Here is an 18,673-nt window from a genome sequence, read left to right on the forward strand (position 1 = left end):
TTTTTCGGTATACCGTATATATTCAAACCTGCTGAACGAGGAGATTATACAAAACGGTCGGCCGGCAATCGACGCAGTTGTTAGTATGCCTTTTCCCAGTTAATTCCGTAAGACCGGAAACACTCCTCCGAAGGGTAGTCAGGGCTTCCCGTCCGAAGCGGAGGAAGGGTCTTCCGGCAGAGTCAAGCCTCGGTTGTTCTTGGCGAAACGGTATTAGAAGGCGATGAGTGTAAGGGTACCGTGCGATCGTGGGATTCCTATCGATGAAGCGAACGAAATTTGATGGTTGGTTGGCCGGGTTCTGTGCGGCGAGGGTATTCAACGGCTTCGTCTTTATGACCTATGCTGCAGCGCTCCCGCTCCTTGAAAAGGAATGGGGCATGTCTGCTCTGCAGGCGGGAGCTATCGCGAGCGGGTTCCAGTTGGGGTACGCGATCTCGCAGGTCGTCTTCTCAAGTATTGCAGATCGAGTCAGCGCTCGCACGGTGTACCTCGGATCTCTTTTTGCGACAGGGATCTGCTCTTTGGCGTTTGCACTGTGGGCCAGGGACTTTGTCTCCGGCTTGATTCTTCACACTATGGTAGGCGTTGCGTTGGGAGGAACGTACACTACCGGCGTAATGATCATCGCAGATCAATACGAGTCTGCCAACAGAGGCATGGCGGTGGGCTTTTTTATCGCAGGCACTTCCTGCGGCTACGCACTGTCTCTGGCCATCAGCGGAATCACGCTTCCCATAGGCGGCTACAAGCTCTCCTTCTTCCTCACGTGCCTGGGCCCGATGCTGGCATGGCTTGTGGCATGGATCACGCTGCGGCACACCGTGGTTCACGTTCGGGAGCGGCAAAGTGGACAGAATTTCACCAGGGAGGTCTTGCGCAACCGTCGGGCCATGCTCCTCATTTGCGGATATAGCTTCCACAATTGGGAACTTCAGGGGATGTGGTCGTGGACGCCCGCGTTTATGGCCGCATGCATGGGCGCAGCAGGAGCCGTCGGTGCGAAGGCTGCCGGCACAGGTGCCAACATTGTGGCTCTGTTTCACGTTACAGGTCTCGTGGCTTCGTTTTCCATGGGGACCTTGTCCGACCGGTTCGGTCGTGCTCGGGTGATGCTCGCGTTGGCGACAGTGAGTATGATGTGCTCCTTTACTTTCGGGTGGAGCCTCGGGATGCCTTCTTTTGTGGTTATCGGGATCGGCGTGGTTTACGCCCTCTCCTCCATTGGTGACTCCCCGGTTCTTTCAGCCGCCCTGACTGAGGTGACTGAGCCATCTTATTTGGGGTCGGCTTTGGGGTTACGATCCTTGGTTGGCTTTGGCGGAGCCGCCATTGCTCCACTGGCCTTCGGTGCGATCCTGGACTGGAGCAACCCACTCCACAACGGACATAGGCTGTATCTGACGTGGGGATGGGCATTCAGTGTGCTGGGCTTGGGAGGGTTAGGGGCTGTCTGGGCAGTCTACCGGTACGGTAAAATGCGGGAGTCACTGTAGCATTCGGATCTCAGCAGTTAAGGTGAAGCCACGCCAAATAGTGTTCACGACGTCTCCGACACCCCCATGGCGAGTGTAGCTGTGATGGGCTTCTCCGGTGCCCCGTGACAATGCTTGAACCGACTTCGGAATAGCAATAAGATGAACGTGATTAGGCATGAGACAATACGCCCATATGTCCAATCCATATACTGAAAACCAGTCGGTCATTAGATCTATACAAACCTGGTAGTCTTCTTGGCAGAAGAAGGTCTGCTACCTGCGATTCCCTCTCTGCGCCACGTGATGTGGATAGCCCGGAACCACTACTCGTGCGATTTGTCCTATATTTCACGTTTTACCTGCCCATATGCCGACTTCATTAATTACGTATGGTGTACCCGGAATTCTGCGGAATTCTGGAATTCTCGGAATTCGGATCATTCCTGAGCCCCATGGGCTTTCAGATATTCCATGATTTCCTTGTGCCCTTTCTCCTGTGCAATCTTCAAAGCAGTCCGTCCAGGCCCCCGCCCCAGGTGGCTAGGATTTCTGTCCTTTAAGGTTCTTACTATAGACCGGAGAAACGCCGACAGCCCGTCATTAGTTTTTTCCTTCGCATTGACGTCAACTCCTTTCTCGATGAGGAGTTTGACTATTTCCAGTCTGCCTTGATCGGTGGCAACCATGAGAGCCGTTTTGCCGCTATCATCTTTGGCATTGGCGTCCGACCCCTTGTCTATGAGCAACTTGGCTACATCCGGGTTGACCCCTTTGGCAGCACACATGAGCACCGTGTGGCCGTACTTGTCTCTGGCCTTTACGTCGAGCCCTTTATCGATCAGGAATTTGACTACATCCAGGTGGCCCCCCCAGGCAGCAGACATGAGAACCGTCCAGCCGCTCTTATCCCTGGCCCTTACGTCGAGCCCTTTATCGATCAGGAACTCGACCACATCCAGCTTGCCTCCCTTGGCAGCAGGCATGAGCACCGTGTGGCCGCTATCATCTTTGGCCTTTACGTCAGCTCCTTTCTCGATGAGGAACTTCACTACATCCAGGTGGCCGCCCCAAGCAGCAGGCCAGAGAACCGTGTGGCCGTCCGTGTCCCTGACCTTTACGTCGAGCCCTTTCTCGATGAGGAACTTGACAACATCCAAGTTGCCTCCCAAGGCAGCATCCATGAGAACCGTGTGGCCGCTATCATCTTTGGCCTTTACGTCAGCTCCTTTCTCGATGAGGAACTTCACTACATCCAGGTGGCCGCCCCAAGCAGCAGGCATGAGAACCGTCTCGCCGTCCTTGTCTGTGGCCTTTACATCGAGCCCTTTCTCGATGAGGAACTTGACCACATCCAGCTTGCCTTCCACGGCAGCATGCATGAGAACCGTGTGGCCGCTATCATCTTTGGCCTTTACGTCAGCTCCTTTCTCGATGAGAAGCTTGACTACATCCAGGTTTTTTCCCCCCTGGGCAGCAGCCATGAGAGCGGTCTGGCCGTCGTGGGTCTTGGCATCAATATCCACACCCTGATTCAAAAGGCGGATTACTTCGTTCAGGTCCCCTTTTCGGGCGGCTCTTACCAACTCAGGATCTTTATCGGCTGCTTGAACAATGCTCGCACTGTATACCAACAGAACGGCAAGTACGAGCACTGCAAATATGATGATACTCTCGGGGACTTTGAATTTATGCTTGGGCATGTCGATCTGTATCCTATTCATTTGTTGGTGTTCACTTTGCTTGCCGTTCGTATAGAGATAAAGGAGAATGCAACAAACACCATAAGCATTTCTCTGTGGTGTCCAGTCTTTTCTTCTCTGAACATTCGCGACTGAAGAAGATGCCGCTCTGATGGATCGAATGCACCAAGCAGCCCCATCTCTCGTGTAGCACGCTCTTCTCTTTAGGTTGGATCTCTTTACAGAGGTCTCAATTCAGAATAAAGATATCCTCTTCTCTTGACTCCCATTGCGACAGCTTGGAAATTGTTTATCAACCAATTATAGACAATAGCTTCCCCCAATGATGAAAAACAGAGGAGCCCCTCGAATAACCCTACGCGAATAACGTCTCTCTTCATGAGACTTAAATACAATGGTCCAAGCGTAGACACAGGACCACGACCTTGTCAAGTGAGAAAAAAACTCTGTTGTAAAGCTTCAGTTTCGAGCGGTAGTTTGAGAAGAATTTTATTTTTGGGGTTAAATGGTTCTCGCGTTCGGGTTTGAGATGGGGTATAGGCTTGGTGGGTGAAACGCTTGTTCAGGTGATGATGGGATGGGCATAAACGGTTGTCCGGTTTGTTTGGAAAAACAGCGTTGCATTGACGAGTTAAAAGAAAAGATCCAGAGCCTGGAGGCTAAACTGCGCTATCAAGAGCGCAAGGCTCAAGAAGGATACTTCGGCTCTTCCACTCCCTCATCCAAAATACCAATCAAGAGGAACAGTGAACAGAAGGAGAAAAAGCCCAAAGGTGCGCGGCAGGGACACAAAGGTTCCGGTCGCAAGAGCCACGAGTGCGAGTTTGATTATGCGGTAGAAGTGGAGGCTCCAGATATCTGTCCCGAATGCGGGGGTATTCTTGAAAAGAAAGGGGTGGAAGAGAGGAGTGTCCTGGATACGCCTTCTCAAAAACCCGAACGAATAGTATTTCGCTTACCCAAAAGGTATTGTTATCGTTGTGAACGCACGTTTACTCCCCAGACTCCCGGGGTGCTTCCCAAGAGTCTTTACGGAAATCAACTCATTGCCAATGCCATGACGATGTATTACTTCTATGGTCTTCCCATGGGACGAATCTGTGAACAGACTGGAGTAAGCGAAGGAAGCCTGATGGAGGTATATCATCGAATGGGGCGACTTTTTGAAAGAGTTCCCCAGAAGCTCATTGAAGAATATCGACAAGCTCCTGTGAAACACGCAGATGAGACGAGCTGGCGCACTGACGGCAAGAACGGATACGTTTGGCTCTTCGCCACTCCCGATTTGAGCATTTTCCAATTTGGCAAGAGTCGCTCGTCCCAAGTAGCTCATGCAGTCCTCGGCAAAGATCGGCTACCGGGCGTTTTGGTTGTGGATCGTTACCGCGGCTACAAGAAAGCTCCATGTGAGATTCAATATTGTTACGCTCACCTTCTGCGAGATGTCCAGGATTTGGAAAAAGAGTTTCCCGAAGAAGCAGAGGTCTCAACTTTTGTGGCTGTTGTGGCTCCTTTACTTGCACTCGCTCAGGGACTTCGCAGCCAACCGATTACGGATAAGCAATTCTATCGTCGAGCGGCTAAGCTTCGGACTGAAATTAAGGCCGCAATGGAACGACCGGCCCGCCATATGGGCATTCGCCGGATCCAAGGTATCTTCCGTGAAAATGAAGAGAGGCTCTATCACTGGGCTCGAGACCGAACGATTCCGGCAGAAAACAATTTAGCCGAAAGAGATCTGAGACCCACTGTTGTGGCAAGGAAGGTCAGCTATGGATCTATTTCTGATAACGGAGCCAAGACGCGCAGTATTCTCACAACCGTCCTCACCACCCTCAAGAAACGAGGTAACGACCCTGCAGAACAGATGAAGAAAACTCTCGATCAATTAGCAACGAATCTTAAGCTGGACCCCTATGAACTCCTCTTTCAAAGAAACGGCCCTCAAGAATAGCTATATCCATCACAATTGCTCCCGCGAATAACTGAAGCTTTACCTTGCCGGCGTTACAGCTCCGAAAATTAGCGTCGGCATAGTCCCTTCACAAAACCCTACTTTATGGGTGCAGTCTCCATTCTCTTTCGAAGTCTCGGAATCACTTTTCACATTCATGTCCGAAAACGTCTTGCCTCATTGCAAAACTATCCTCAACATAGAGAAAGACATCTAAACCTGTGGCCGCTGTTCGACGAGGCGGTGAGAAGGTACTTTCTTCAGATAACGAGAACCATAGACTGGACATGATCGAGATGAATCTTGATACACAAATCTGCGACAGGGCGCGTCTGGCCAGGGATCCTCGGTTTGACGGCTTGTTTTTCATTGGGGTTTTGAGCACCGGCATTTATTGCCGTCCCATATGCCCCGCACGGTCGCCTAAAGCGGAGAACATAGTCTACTTTCCTTCCGCTGCTGCAGCGGCTGAAGCGGGATTTCGACCGTGTCTGAGGTGTCGGCCGGAAGCAGCGCCTGGAAGTCCGGCCTGGAACGGTACATCTGCTACAGTTTCCCGAGCAGTCTTGCTGATCCGCCAGGGCGAGCTCCAAGAACAAAATATGGAGGATCTGGCCTCGAAACTTGGCGTGACCGGTCGTCACCTGCGCAGATTGTTTCAAATCCATATCGGTGCTTCGCCTAAGACTCTGGCTACCACGCAGAAAATTCTATTCGCAAAGAAGCTGCTCAGCGAAACCGATCTGTCCGTAACGCACATAGCTTTTGCTTCAGGTTTCGGTAGCATCCGGCGATTCAATGCAGCATTCAGTAAGATGTACGGCAGGACTCCATCATCCGTTCGCATGAGGAATAATGAAAGCAAGATCACCGGAGACGAGCTGTTCAGATGCACGTTGACTTTGTCTTACCGCCCGCCCTTTGATTGGCAACGTATGCTGGAATTCTTTGAATTGCGAGCCATACCGGGCGTAGAGTGGGTTGCGAATGGTGCGTATCATCGCACTATCAGGATCAACGAAACGACAGGAATGATTTCCGTGGCCCCGTCGCCAAAAGGAAACGCGCTATTACTGACAGTCGCCTTGTCCGACAGTCGAGACCTGATGTCCATTGTCGAGAGGGTGCGACGCATGTTTGACCTGGACGCCAACATGGCGGCTATTCATGAAGTCTTGACTGCAGACGCCGTGCTCGAGAAATCAGTGAGAAAACACCCCGGCCTCAGGTTACCGGGGATCTGGGATCCATTTGAAGCAGCCGTACGGGCGGTCCTGGGCCAACAGGTATCAGTCAAGGGAGCCCGTACCCTCATCGGTCGGATCGTCGCAAAGACAGCACCGAGATTCGAATCCCCCGATTTCCGGAATCTCACACACTTTTTCCCGACAGCGCATGAGCTCAACACTCGCGATCTGGGAGCGATCGGCATGCCTGAATCGCGAGTCCGTTCGCTCCAGGCTCTGGCGGAAGAAGTGGATCGCGAAAACCTCTTTTTCGTCGTGAAGGAGTCGCTTTCGGATTTCATTGAAAAATTGACTCGAATTCCCGGCATCGGTGACTGGACGGCTCAGTACATCGCCATGCGCGCGATGGGCGAACCCGACGCGTTCCCGGCCGGCGATCTGGGCATTGTGAAGGCAATGCGGCAAGCAGATAAACGTCTCACGGTGAAAGAAATTCGACAAAGAGCCGAAACATGGCGTCCATGGCGTGCTTACGCCACCATGTATCTTTGGCACGGCTAAGAGAGGCAGCATCATGTTCTACGATTATTTTGAAACCGGCTCGATTGGAACGTTGACTCTTGTCGGAGACGAACAAGGGCTACGGCAAATCGTTTTTCCGAATGGAAGAAAAACTGTCACTATTTGGCCTGATTGGAAAAAAGACCATGGATTCTTTGCATTGATCGAAGCTCAGCTCCGGGCCTATTTCCAGGGTGAATTGAGACGATTCGAGATCGCAATTGCGCCTGTAGGAACGCCTTTTCAGCTCAAAGTCTGGCAAGTCTTGCGCACGATTCCTTACGGGGAATTGGTCAGCTACAAAACCATCGCTGAGAGCATCGGTAACCCTAAAGCAGTCAGGGCCGTAGGTGGAGCTATCGGAAAAAACCCCATACCCATCATTGTGCCGTGCCATCGGTGTATCGGCAGCGACGGCTCTTTAACCGGTTTCGGCGGAGGCCTGGATATCAAAAAGCGGCTGATTGACCTGGAACAGTCCAATATCATTGAGACTATGTAGAGCGATTGCCCAAAATTCTGGAGCTTATCCCGTGCTCGAAATACAAAGATATTCGTAGGGGCCGACGTCCCGAAACTCTCTCAAAACCAATGAATTTACAAAAAAGCGTGCTACGATTCGACATCTTTGTAGGGGCAGACCTATGTGTCTGCCCCTATTTTGGGCGGACGCTTTGGTCCGCCCCTACAATGAGGCTAGGCGGATGATGAGAAATTCGTGCCACGATCTGAGATAAATTTCGATTTTTGAGACAGTCTCTCCCTGCCGGTCCATTCTATCGATATCATGTAGCATTCTGAACATGTGCCGGCACGGCCGACACCCACCAATACTTATCCTCAATAGGACATTAACTCTGACAATTCCTCAATCGGCTGAAGATTCTAACTTCCTCCGGACTGCTCATCCGCGAGTCCGAGAGTTTGAATGTAATGTTTCAATGAGTATCGGGAGATCCCCAGGGTACGGGCGGCATCCTGCCTGCATCCTCCGGACCTCTTTAATGCTTCGACCACGAAGGCTCGTTTTAGATCACGTGTAACGTCATTCAAGGATCGGTCTCCAAACGTGGTGATGAAGGACCAGTTTTCCGTCGAAGGGTTGTCATGTGACGGCAACTCAAGAACCGAAAGACTCAGTTCTTTGCCGCGGGACACAATCAATGCCCTTTCAATCACATTGCGAAATTCCCTGATATTGCCCGGCCAGGCATATTGTTGTAGCGCACTGACAATGCCGTTACCGATGGATGGAATTCGCGTGAATTGCAGTTCGGTGGCAATCATCGTAACGAACTCCTGAAGAAGTATCGGAATGTCTTCTCGTCTCCGGCGCAACGGCGGAATTTGAATGGAAATTACGTTGAGACGGTAAAAAAGATCTTCTCTGAATGTTCCGTTTTCAACTTCTTTTTTCAAATCCTTATTCGTGGCAGCTATGAGTCTGGCATTGATCGTTATCTTCTTTTCTCCACCGACTCGCGTAAATGTCTTGGTATCCAGGAACGTCAAAAGTTTTGACTGTAGTTCCGGTGTGAGCTCCGCAATTTCATTCAGCAGAAGGGTGCCGCCCTCAGCCAATTCGAGGAGTCCCCGCTTGCGTGCATGTGCTCCGGTAAAGGCACCCCGTTCATGACCGAAGAGTTCCGATTCAGCAAGTCGCGGAGATATGGCTGCGCAATTGACGGAAAAATAGGGGCCGTGAGCCCTCCTGGACAACTTGTGAATACGTTTTGCCAAATAATCCTTTCCGCTACCGCTCTCGCCTAAGAGGAGGACTGTGCTTTCCGCTGATGCGGCAAGAGCAGCTTTGCTCAAAGTAGATTTCATGACAGTGGAGGGGTACTCTCCGATTTGGTCCGCCATCGGAAATTCGCTTTTTGGGAGATGACTTATGTCGCGTGCAATCCCGCATATTCCTGAAACTTGACCGGAAGAATTGTAGAGAGGCACCGCGATGGTATGATAAGTGAAATCCACGCTATTTATGGTCAGTACATGCTCCCATTCCACTACTTGGCCGTCGATCACTCGCTTGGACACATCTGTGATGGCTGCTGCTTGCTCCGGCGGAAAAACCGCTTCAGCAGTCTTCCCGATTAGTTGGGAAACAGGACGTCGGAGAAATTTCTCGGCAGCAGGATTCAAATCGGCATACCTAAACTGAGTGTCTTTGATGAATATGCAGTCTCTCGCTCGTTCAAAGATGGCTCTAAAGCGCTCCTCGCTTTGCCGCAGGGCTTCTTCGGCCCTTTTGCGATTGGTGATGTCCAGAATACTCACCAGAACCATGGGTTGTTCCCTGACATACAGTTTGGTAGTCGAAAGGAGAAAGACTGATTCCATTACCTTACCACCGTGAGAGAACGGCAGGCTCGCTTCCACTTCATGATGACTTATGCCGGTTTTGAATGTATCCAAAACAGTGCGCCGTACCGTGCATTGCCCGCAAGAGGGGCCAAAGCCACAACCCTCAGGTGCATCCATAGAATGGAGACAACCGAGCGCCTCGCCGCCTCGCTTTCCGATCATCTCCGAAGTTGATGTGCCGGCCAACTTAGCTGCGGGAATGTTCGCTTTCCGCACTTTCCTTTCATCGTCCACGAGCACCATGACCAAAGGAGCATTCTCGTAAATGGCGGCTAACTCGTGCTCTCGATCTTTGAGTTCCTGTGCATCCTGCTTGCGACGGGTGATATCCCAGAAAGTGGCCACAGCACCCACTGATTTTCCGCCGGCCATGAGGGGATTCACTATAAGCTCAGCCGAGAAGCCGGTCCCGTCTTTTCGCCACAATACTTGGTCCCCAGCATGTGAAATGCCTGTTGTGAGAGTATCGCGTAAGGGACAGTCTTTCTCGGAATGAGGGCTGTCGTCTACGCCGATGCGATGCCATATTCTATGACTCTTCTTGCCGATGAGTTCTTCAGCTTCGTATCCAAGCATTCTTGCTGCAGCGGGATTTACAAACGTATGTCTTCCCTCCTGGTCCAGACCCAAAATTCCTTCCCATGCCGAATCCAGGATCAGTGAAAGTTGGCGACGAAGGTTTTCAAGCTCTTCTTCTTTTCTCTTTCTTTCGGTTATGTCCGTTATAACGGCACAGCTACCGATAAATTCTCCACGAAAATCGAAGAGCGGTCTGGGAGACATGATAGTAGAGACCTTACGCCCCTTTTTTCCTGTCCAACTGACCTCGTACGAGGTGTCGTTGATCATACTCGGGAGGTGTTCCGCATTCTGCTCGAATCGATCGAGAAACTCTTCAACCGGCCTGCCGACAAGTTCTTGATTTGAACATTGGAGCATTTCACAGAGCTTGACATTGGCATACGTTATGATCCCGCTGGCATCCTGGATCCCAAATCCCTCGTTCATTGATTCTATAAGAGTTCGGTATCGCTCCTCGCTTTCTTTCAGGGCATTTTCTGCGCGTCTCTGGGCGGTGATGTCGCGAACGGTAGATATACTGATCTCTCCCCAAACAGCATCGTAAACCACCGCGGAATCGAGCAGCACATCGATGATCGTTCCGTCCTTTTTCACATATCGATAGTTTACGTTATCGATTTTTCCATCCGCCCAGAATTTTTGAAGAATAGCTGTAAGGCGAACGCTTGATTCCGGCGTCATAACATTCGCAATATTGCGTCCAAGTACTTCCTCCCGTTCGTATCCCATTTCGCTCAGCCATTTTTGATTCACATTGCGGACTATTCCGTCCTTGTCGATGGAATGCATCATCACGGGAACATTTTCGTAAATCTTGCGAAACCTGACTTCACTTCTCTGAAGAGCCTTATCTGCCAACCTGCTCTGACGGCGAATCTCAGTTTCACGTAATTCTCGCTGAACGGCCGGCGGCAGTCTCGTCAAATTGCCTTTCATTATATAATCGTGAGCGCCTGCCTTCATGGCTTCCACGGCGGTATCTTCCCCGATTGCACCGGATACCAGAATGAATGGCACATCCAACCCGTGTTCTTTAACGATTTTGAACGCCTCGATCCCGCTGAAATAAGGCAGTCTATAATCTGAAAGAATAAGATCCCATTGTTCCGTCTCAATAGCGTGGACCATAGCTTGAACAGTTTCCACTCGTCTGGACACAATGGAAAAGCCGGCGAGCTCTAGCTCACTGGTCATCAATAAAGCGTCATCTTCTGAATCTTCAATTATCAAGACTCTTAGACAGTCTGACATGGTCGATGTCTCCTCAACTAACAAATCTTTCGGCCGAAGCACTCCTGAGAATTCTCTATCCCCATAATTATTTCTGCGGAGGTGGTTCGTTCCAGACGAGCCAGTACAATCCCAATTGTTTCACAGCTTCGATAAACTGGCCGAAATCTACCGGCTTTCGAACGTATGAATTTGCACCCAGCGAATATGATTGGATCCTGTCCTCCTCTTCCCTGGAAGAGGTCAGTACAACCACCGGCAGGAACTTGGTTCGTTCATGGTCTCGCAAACGGCGTAACACTTCGAGTCCGCTGATTTTAGGCAACTTCAGATCCAGCAGGACAACCACAGGCAGATTGTGAGGCGTTTCCGTACCAAGAAGATAATCCAATGCCTCCGCTCCATCACGGACCACCACTACAGGATTTCCAATGTTATTCTCCTGGAGCGCAACAATTGTTAATTCTTCATCATCCGGATTATCTTCTACCAAAAGGACATATTTTTCTCTCAAGTTTCACCTCGCCCAGGAAATTTGAAATAAAAAGTCGCTCCACGGCCCACCGCACCTTCAGCCCAAATACTGCCGCCGTGACGATGCATAACTCTCTGTGCTATTGCCAAACCAATCCCGGTACCGGGGAACTCTGTCATCGAGTGCAATCGCTGAAATGCTCCGAACAATTTGTCGGCATATTGCATATCGAATCCCGCCCCATTGTCTCGGACGAGAAACACCGGTTCACCCTGCTGCGTTTCCATCCCGAATTCTATAAACGCATGCTCTTGTTTTCCGGTAAATTTCCATGAATTGCCAAGCAAGTTTTCGAGAGCCGATCGAAGGAGGCGCTCATCGCCAAGTACGACAAGACCCTCCTGTATTTTAAAATCTACGGCACGATGCGGTTGGCTCTCCTGAAGGTGCATTTTCAGCTCGTGTACTATGACGCTCAAATCGACGTTTGTCTGCTGCATCTCGGTACGCGTCAGCCGTGACAACTCCAAGAGATCGTCGATGAGTTCAGCCATTCGTTGGGCAGCAGCGCGGGTTCGTTGGAGATAATCGCTGCCTTTAGCGTCTAGCACACCATTGTATTTCTCCATGAGAATTCGACTAAATCCGTCAATGGCTCTCAAGGGAGTCCTCAAATCATGTGAAACCGAATACGCGAAAGCCTCCAATTCCTTGTTTGCCAATGATAATTGCACTGTGCGGCTTCTTACTCTTTCCTCCAGCTCAGCATTCAGTTGCTGAATAGTACGAACCAAACGGGCATTGGAAATTGAAATGGCAGCACGATCCGCCACATATTGCAGAAACGATTCATCTTCGACCGCTAAAGCAGCATGTGACTGATGCCGAATAAGGGTGAGTGTCCCGACAACCTGCTCGTCCGCTCTCATTGGAACAATGAAAATGTCATGACATGAAAGATCGTCGAGAAGCGCCGGGATGTCCTGAAGGTCTTTTCCATGAATCAACAAAGGATTCCCATTGCTTACAACACGGTGGAGCAAGGATGTTTCACTGTCTGACAGAAACGAGAATGATGGCTGTACGACATTCTCCAGAGTTGTTAGAGGATTATGAGCGGCGGAAGCCTCGGACAAATTCCCTTCGTCTGTCAGAAGATGGATGAAACAATAGTCCCCGAACCATTCGGTGATTCGGTGCACAATACTGGATAAAACCGGAGCATAATCCAGTCCTGCTCTAATGAACTCATCTGAAATATCCGAAAGCAATCGTGACCGGTCTGCATTACGTCTAATCTCCGCCTCGGCTTGTTTACGCTCCTTTTCCCTTTGCTGCAGCGCCGAGGCCATGTCATCGAAAGCCGCTGCCAGTTCGCCAATTTCGCCTTTTGTTGAGGAAATGCTGGTGCGCGCTCCGAGATTACCGTCTGCCAGTTGTTTCGATGTCTCTACGAGTTCCACCACTCCTCGCATTATGAACACGTGGCCGAAAAGAAAAGCGGCCAATAGACCCAGTACGATTACGGCTCCCAGGGCAATTAAATTACGGGTCAAGATTCGGTTTGCCGCCGCATACGCTATTTCCTGTGGAATCCCGACATAAACGAATCCTATGCCATGCTCGTCAGACAATAACGGTCGATAACCATAGAGCCGAGGAACGCCGTCCATCCCCACTGTCTCAGCCACACCTTCTGTTCCGGCCATTGCCATTCTACCGATCTCTGTCTCGGCTGCTGAATGACCAATCCACTTTTCGGGATCGGGCCACCGGGCAAGTGCTCTACCTTTGGAATCTATGATGGTCATTGACGATCCAGTGGGTAGCTCCACTACAGAAGCAATCCTGACGAGCCACGATAAGTCTATTGCAGCGACGACTAATCCCTGGATCTGCTGCCTTCGATCGATTATAGGCTGTGCGAAAGCCAGAGAAGGTTTGCCTGTCAGTCGACCGACAAGGTAATCACTTACCGTGAAACCACGGGTGCTAAGAGCCCGTTGCACATAGTCTCTGTCGGCGAGATTGATACCAACCTGACCTTTGTTACTGGAACACACGAGTTCGCCATTTGAATCCGCGACCGCCAAAGCCGTATAAAATGGATGAATTCGCCGGATACCCTCCAGAAGGAACGAACAATCCTGTAGGTCACGGTTCTTTACTGCCGGGAATTCTGTCAAAGATGAGAGTAACTGACGTGTCATCTGGATTGTTTGTTTTGTTTCCAGAGAAATAAGGCTGCTCAAACGCAAAGCATCTTCTTGAGCGTTGTTTCGGGCATTTTGACGATCTTCGACACCATTGTAAATGATGAGCCCTGCAGCCGGGAGAACGGCAAGAAACACCAGGAGAATAAGTCGAAAGCGCAAGCTATTTAGAAAACCCGACATTTGCCTTTGATTGTTAAAGTGCGATTGTAATATGTGATAAAATTTGTTCAATCATAACCGGCTCCAGGTCAAAAAGCAAGATTGGGTTCTCTCGAGAGTAAGCCGCTAATTGTCGGCTTCCTTATTGGAGAAACATCGAGTCGTGTTCGAGAATAGAATCCGGTTAGTTTCATCAACATCTTACTATTTGTAACAGTGCCAAAAATTCTGTCGTTTGTCCTGCGTATGAACTACGGGATATTCGTAGGGATCGGCGTCCCTGTCGACCCATTTGGTTGATATCATTGATCATGTTGAAGACGTGCCTGCGCGGAGGCACGGCAAAAAATCTGTCCTCAATCGGACATTAGTTTGGCAACTTCTATAAGAACCAGTCAACACCATTCCCAGGGCAAAAACTCTTCAAGCGACCTTCCAAAGGGTAAACTTGTGAGGAATAAGTGAGAGATGCGGCAATCAAACCTTTATGGCCCTGAGCAGAAGATTTATCATTTGTTCTATGCTGACCACAGTCGCTCTGCGTTTGTGGAGCATCATGCGAGACAATGCCTCGTGATCGAAACTCCCCTGAATCAGATGGAGGTAATAATCGATTTGAAAGTTCTGTCTAAAAAGACCCGTCTTCTGGCCTTCATCGACGGTGGACCTGATGAGCTTCCAAAAGCGATGCGTGTTTCTGTACGCCTGCGAATTGTAAAATGCAGGGTTTCTGTAAAGCTCCAGGATCAAGACACGGGTCTCCCATTCCCGCGTCTGAAAGTCCAGAGCCCATCTCCGGAGCAGATTGAGCAGGCGCTCCTCTGCATTAAGAGTCCCGGAGAAGACCCGCTCCACTTCATCGGCGAGTTCGTTGAGCCAGTTTCCTGGAACACGAAGCAACAGATCTTCCTTGCTCTTGAAATACTGGTAAATCGAGGCCTCGGCGATCCCGGCTTTTCCTGCGATCTCCGAGATAGTCGCCCCTCCGTACCCCTTCTGAGCGAAGACTTCGGCCGCTGCTTGCAAAATGGTCCTGCGTCTCAATTCGCCTCGACGCGGTTCATCTCCGTTTTCGCTCCTGGCCTTTTCTTCTCGTTTCCAAATAGCGGCCTTTATCAACGAGAATAGTTGATCTGAGACATCCGTGGGATCGTACTCGTCATCAAAAAAGAGCCATCTCAAAACAACGCTGTCAATGGCTCCAAAAATCATGTCAAGCACCAGCACCGGCTCTATTTCGGGATCCACATCTCCGTCACTGATGCCTTCTCGTATTGCGTCTGCAGCGAAACTGCTGTAGCGCCTCAGCATCTCGTATGCTGAAGATTCGTAAAAAGCGGGCAGAGTTCTGAGGTCTCGCAGCAAAATAGACGTATAATCCTTGTTGATTGAAAGGTCCCTGAGCTGGTGCCAGATCAGCTTTCTGAGTTTCGGCTCGGCACCTTTCATGCCCTGAAGATGCTCGGTGACATTTGCGAGTGTCTCTTTGAGGTGTCTTTCCGGAACAGTAACGATCAGATTTTCTTTCGTTTTAAAATACTGGAAGATAGACGCCTCGTGTACCCCGGAATCATTCGAAATATCAGCGATGGTCGTATCATGAAAACCGCGAGCGGCAAAGATACGCTCGGCAGATCCTATGATCAGTTGGCGTTTCTTATCTGCCGAAGAACTCCTTCGCCCTGTCGGGGACCCCTTTTTGTTAATGTTTTCAGGCGATCCGGTCTGATCCATGCGATAAACTCCGGTGTAGAAAATGCAAAGTTCACTATATATTGGTTGAAAACCGAATACAAGTCTTGACATAAATTTTATATAAGTTATATTCGTATCAACGAGGTTACCAAGTCTTGGTCAGCATAACCGGCAGAGCCCGGACACAGGTCCAATCCATCCCATTCTACTCTTGAGTTGGATCTCCGGCGCGCCATCCAGCAAGGCAGGCCAGCGTGACTAAAAGAGATTCTGATTCGGCCGCTTTTCAGACCAATCCTGGAGAAGAAGAAGCTATCGGCGCCATTGGCAATCGACAGCATGCGCTTCGGAGCGCCTCGACCGGAATTATCGGGAACATGCTGGTTAGGCAGTTTTCGATCGAAGAAACGCAGACGACCATTTTTGCAGGTCGAGTGTAAGGGGAAAATCAAATGAGGTACGCAGAAACAGGGTTCAATTTAGAGATCGATCTAACCCGGGGAAACGTTGAAAGGGTAGAAAGCGATCCGAGAGATACCGAGCTTTATTTGGGGGGCCTCGGCACCAACGCGAAAATACTATGGGACAGGGTGCCTCCTGAAGTCGACCCCTTTTCACCCGATAATCTTCTCATATTCAGCGCAGGTCTCTTATGTGGCACGCCTGCTACCGGCTGCAATCGCACCATTGTTTCCACCGTCTCGCCCCAGACTCAGTTGATGTCTTTTTCCATGATGGGAGGTTTTTTCGCACCCGAACTGAAGTATGCCGGTTATGACAAAGTGATCCTACGCGGCAAGTCCCCCAAGCTGGTCTACATATGGATCAATAATGACAAAGTGGAAATACGCGATGCCGCCCATTTGAAGGGAAAAGGCACTGTCGAAACAGCCGAGCTTATCCGACAGGAATTGAAGGAACCAAATGCCCAGGTAGCTTCCATCGGACTGGCAGGCGAAAACAGAGTCTATTTTGCTTCCATCGAACAGGGCAGGTCCAGCGCCAGTCGAGGCGGTATCGGCGCAGTAATGGGAGACAAAGGTGTAAAAGCCATCGTTGTTCGTGGAACGAAGGACGTCAATGTCGCCCAACCGGCTGAGTTCATGGACCTCTGCAAAGAAGTGCTGAATTACATAAAATTCCGAAATGACAATCCGATTCCAGGTGTTATGCCCATTCTGGCCGGGCTCGGATCGCCCCAGGAAATGAAAGTCCACGATGAAAAGTGGCATACCGAAAATTTTATGTGGGGAAATTCACGTGTCCGCAGAAAAGACTTCTGGAACGATGAAATCGCAAAGCAGTGGGCTGAGACCCTGGACAGTATGCGGACGCGATTGATCAGTTGCTATAACTGTCCGATGACATGCGGAGCAACTATTTCTCCTCCCGGACTTCCCACGTACATGATGAAGTGTTTCTCGAAGCTCACTTATACCATGGCGGCCTTTTCGGACCTGGAATTCGGTCTGGGTATTGCTCAAAGCGCCACGGAGTACGGAGTTGACGGATTCTCGACTCCGCAAGTCATGGCCTTTGCCCTTGAGCTTTACGAGAACGGCATACTGACTGACGATGATTTCCCGGGAATGCCGGCAGATAATGAAGGGAGATTCTACTGGTTACTCGATAGAATTGTCCGGCGCGAAGGGATTGGAGACATCTTGGCCAATGGTACATATTGGGCGGCCAAGCAGATCGGTAAAGGCGCTGAGGCCTACGCTCATAACAATATAAAAAAACATGAGCAACTTCCTCTCAAGCTATCGATGCTGAATCCCATTTATTTCCTCATGTACTGTACCGGCGAGAAGATCAACATCACTCAGATTGAAGGGCAATTCCCTCAGGCTCCCTTCCTCACGATGGAGGAGAGAGAAGCGTTCGTGAAGGATTGGTTCCAGGTTCCCGATGAGAAATTCAAACAGTATTTCCTGGACTGGGAACCACGCGGAGAAAAATCGATGCCTTTCTATCCGACCGTTGAAATGTGTTGTGACATTGTCGACTGGCAGGAAAGAATGCACTACATCGATGATGCTCTGGGAATGTGCGCCGGTTTGTCTTCTTTTCCGCTGAAGCCTCCATATCACATCCACAATTATCCTAAATTCATATCCGCAGGTGCAGGGATTGATATGGATGAAGAGAAGCTGACACAAGCAACCAAGAGATATAGGACTTTGATCCGGGCCTACAATGTCAGAAGGGGCATGAGAAGGAAAGACGACAAGCCCCCTGAGAACCACTGGAAGAAGAGATTTCCCGAACTCGAAAAGCAACTTCTGGACACGTATTACCAGTTCAAAGGGTGGAACCGCCAAGGCATTCCCACCAAGGAATCTCTGCATGAGTTGGATTTGGATTACGTAGCCGAAGAGTTCGAGAAGAGGGGTATCTATTCAGAAGATGATACGACACCCGGTGAGAGTCTGGCGCAAGCGACTGCATAAGGTAAAGGGGTGGTGACTCATGGCTGAGAAAACAAAGAAAAAAGTTAAGACGATAAGAGTTGATGTGGACAAATGCAATGGTTGCCGAGCCTGTGAGGTAGCCTGCTCCGCTTTTCATGCCACACCCAAATATAGCAGCAATAATCCTGCGAGATCTCGTATTCGGGTGATTCGTGAACCTATTAGAGATATCTATGTTCCGGTGTACGCGGGTGAATACACGCCCGCCGAGTGCTCAGGCAGAGACAAGTACATCATAGACGGAAAACAATATGATGAATGCGCCTTCTGCAGAGCTTCCTGTCCATCCAGAGACACTTTCAAAGAACCCGATTCCGGCCTTCCTCTGAAGTGCGATATGTGTGAAAGCGACCCAACACTGGAAAAACCCATCTGTGTTCAATGGTGCGGTGTTGACGCCCTGATTTACGAAGAAAGGGAAGAGGAAGTAGAGGAAACTACGGAGCAGGAAGAGTTGGAGACCGGATTGGAAGCATTGGTAAACAAATTCGGAATGGACAAGATGATGGATACCGTAGCACGAATGTTACAATCAAAGAAGGAATAACGCATAACCGGCTGTAAGAAGGGTCCCAAGCAACTATCCAAGAAG

At 50.1% G+C, this 18,673-nt stretch carries 12 protein-coding genes; 7 read left to right on the forward strand and 5 right to left on the reverse strand.

Annotated features, from left to right (window positions below; translation table 11 throughout):
- The first annotated feature begins 263 nt into the window (after positions 1-263).
- Complete coding sequence (locus DESTI_RS09515) at positions 264-1,496, forward strand: MFS transporter (protein WP_014809756.1); 1,233 nt, start codon at positions 264-266, stop codon at positions 1,494-1,496.
- 419 nt (positions 1,497-1,915) lie between these two features.
- On the opposite strand, the gene DESTI_RS09520 is transcribed toward DESTI_RS09515, so the two are convergent.
- The gene (locus DESTI_RS09520; RefSeq protein WP_014809757.1) at positions 1,916-3,178 is read right to left on the reverse strand and encodes an ankyrin repeat domain-containing protein; all 1,263 of its coding nucleotides are present in this window, start codon (positions 3,176-3,178) and stop codon (positions 1,916-1,918) included.
- 577 nt (positions 3,179-3,755) lie between these two features.
- On the opposite strand from DESTI_RS09520, the gene tnpC reads away from it, so the two are divergent.
- From tnpC to DESTI_RS09535, 3 genes are all read left to right on the forward strand, one after another.
- Positions 3,756-5,132, forward strand: a complete 1,377-nt coding sequence (gene tnpC / locus DESTI_RS09525) for an IS66 family transposase (RefSeq protein ID WP_014809758.1) — start codon at positions 3,756-3,758, stop codon at positions 5,130-5,132.
- Positions 5,133-5,428: 296 nt separating this feature from the next.
- Positions 5,429-6,880 (forward strand): DNA-3-methyladenine glycosylase 2, encoded by a 1,452-nt coding sequence (locus DESTI_RS09530; RefSeq protein ID WP_014809759.1) that lies wholly within the window; start codon positions 5,429-5,431, stop codon positions 6,878-6,880.
- Positions 6,881-6,893: 13 nt separating this feature from the next.
- Positions 6,894-7,382: a methylated-DNA--[protein]-cysteine S-methyltransferase gene (locus tag DESTI_RS09535; RefSeq protein ID WP_014809760.1), complete on the forward strand. Its 489-nt coding sequence runs from the start codon at positions 6,894-6,896 to the stop codon at positions 7,380-7,382.
- A gap of 383 nt (positions 7,383-7,765) precedes the next feature.
- Here the strand turns inward: DESTI_RS09535 and DESTI_RS28660 are convergent, their stop codons facing one another.
- The 4 genes from DESTI_RS28660 to DESTI_RS28670 form a co-directional block, all read right to left on the reverse strand.
- Positions 7,766-11,083, reverse strand: coding sequence for a PAS domain S-box protein (locus tag DESTI_RS28660; protein WP_014809761.1), 3,318 nt, complete (start codon positions 11,081-11,083; stop codon positions 7,766-7,768).
- A gap of 67 nt (positions 11,084-11,150) precedes the next feature.
- Positions 11,151-11,576 carry a response regulator gene (locus DESTI_RS09545; RefSeq protein WP_014809762.1) on the reverse strand — a complete coding sequence of 142 codons (426 nt, stop codon included), beginning with the start codon at positions 11,574-11,576 and terminating at the stop codon, positions 11,151-11,153.
- Positions 11,573-13,933, reverse strand: coding sequence for an ATP-binding protein (locus DESTI_RS28665; protein WP_052316022.1), 2,361 nt, complete (start codon positions 13,931-13,933; stop codon positions 11,573-11,575). The genes DESTI_RS09545 and DESTI_RS28665 overlap by 4 nt, the downstream gene beginning before the upstream one ends.
- A gap of 456 nt (positions 13,934-14,389) precedes the next feature.
- Positions 14,390-15,646 (reverse strand): TetR/AcrR family transcriptional regulator, encoded by a 1,257-nt coding sequence (locus DESTI_RS28670; RefSeq protein WP_014809764.1) that lies wholly within the window; start codon positions 15,644-15,646, stop codon positions 14,390-14,392.
- A 215-nt stretch (positions 15,647-15,861) separates the two neighbouring features.
- On the opposite strand from DESTI_RS28670, the gene DESTI_RS09560 reads away from it, so the two are divergent.
- From DESTI_RS09560 to DESTI_RS09570, 3 genes are read left to right on the forward strand one after another with little or no spacing between them, the layout of a single operon-like run.
- Positions 15,862-16,047: a hypothetical protein gene (locus DESTI_RS09560; protein WP_041286089.1), complete on the forward strand. Its 186-nt coding sequence runs from the start codon at positions 15,862-15,864 to the stop codon at positions 16,045-16,047.
- A 12-nt stretch (positions 16,048-16,059) separates the two neighbouring features.
- Positions 16,060-18,060: an aldehyde ferredoxin oxidoreductase family protein gene (locus tag DESTI_RS09565; RefSeq protein WP_014809765.1), complete on the forward strand. Its 2,001-nt coding sequence runs from the start codon at positions 16,060-16,062 to the stop codon at positions 18,058-18,060.
- Positions 18,061-18,079: 19 nt separating this feature from the next.
- Positions 18,080-18,628 carry a 4Fe-4S dicluster domain-containing protein gene (locus DESTI_RS09570; protein ID WP_014809766.1) on the forward strand — a complete coding sequence of 183 codons (549 nt, stop codon included), beginning with the start codon at positions 18,080-18,082 and terminating at the stop codon, positions 18,626-18,628.
- Positions 18,629-18,673: the final 45 nt, after the last annotated feature.

The sequence above is a fragment of the Desulfomonile tiedjei DSM 6799 genome, assembly GCF_000266945.1.
GTDB lineage: Bacteria > Desulfobacterota > Desulfomonilia > Desulfomonilales > Desulfomonilaceae > Desulfomonile > Desulfomonile tiedjei.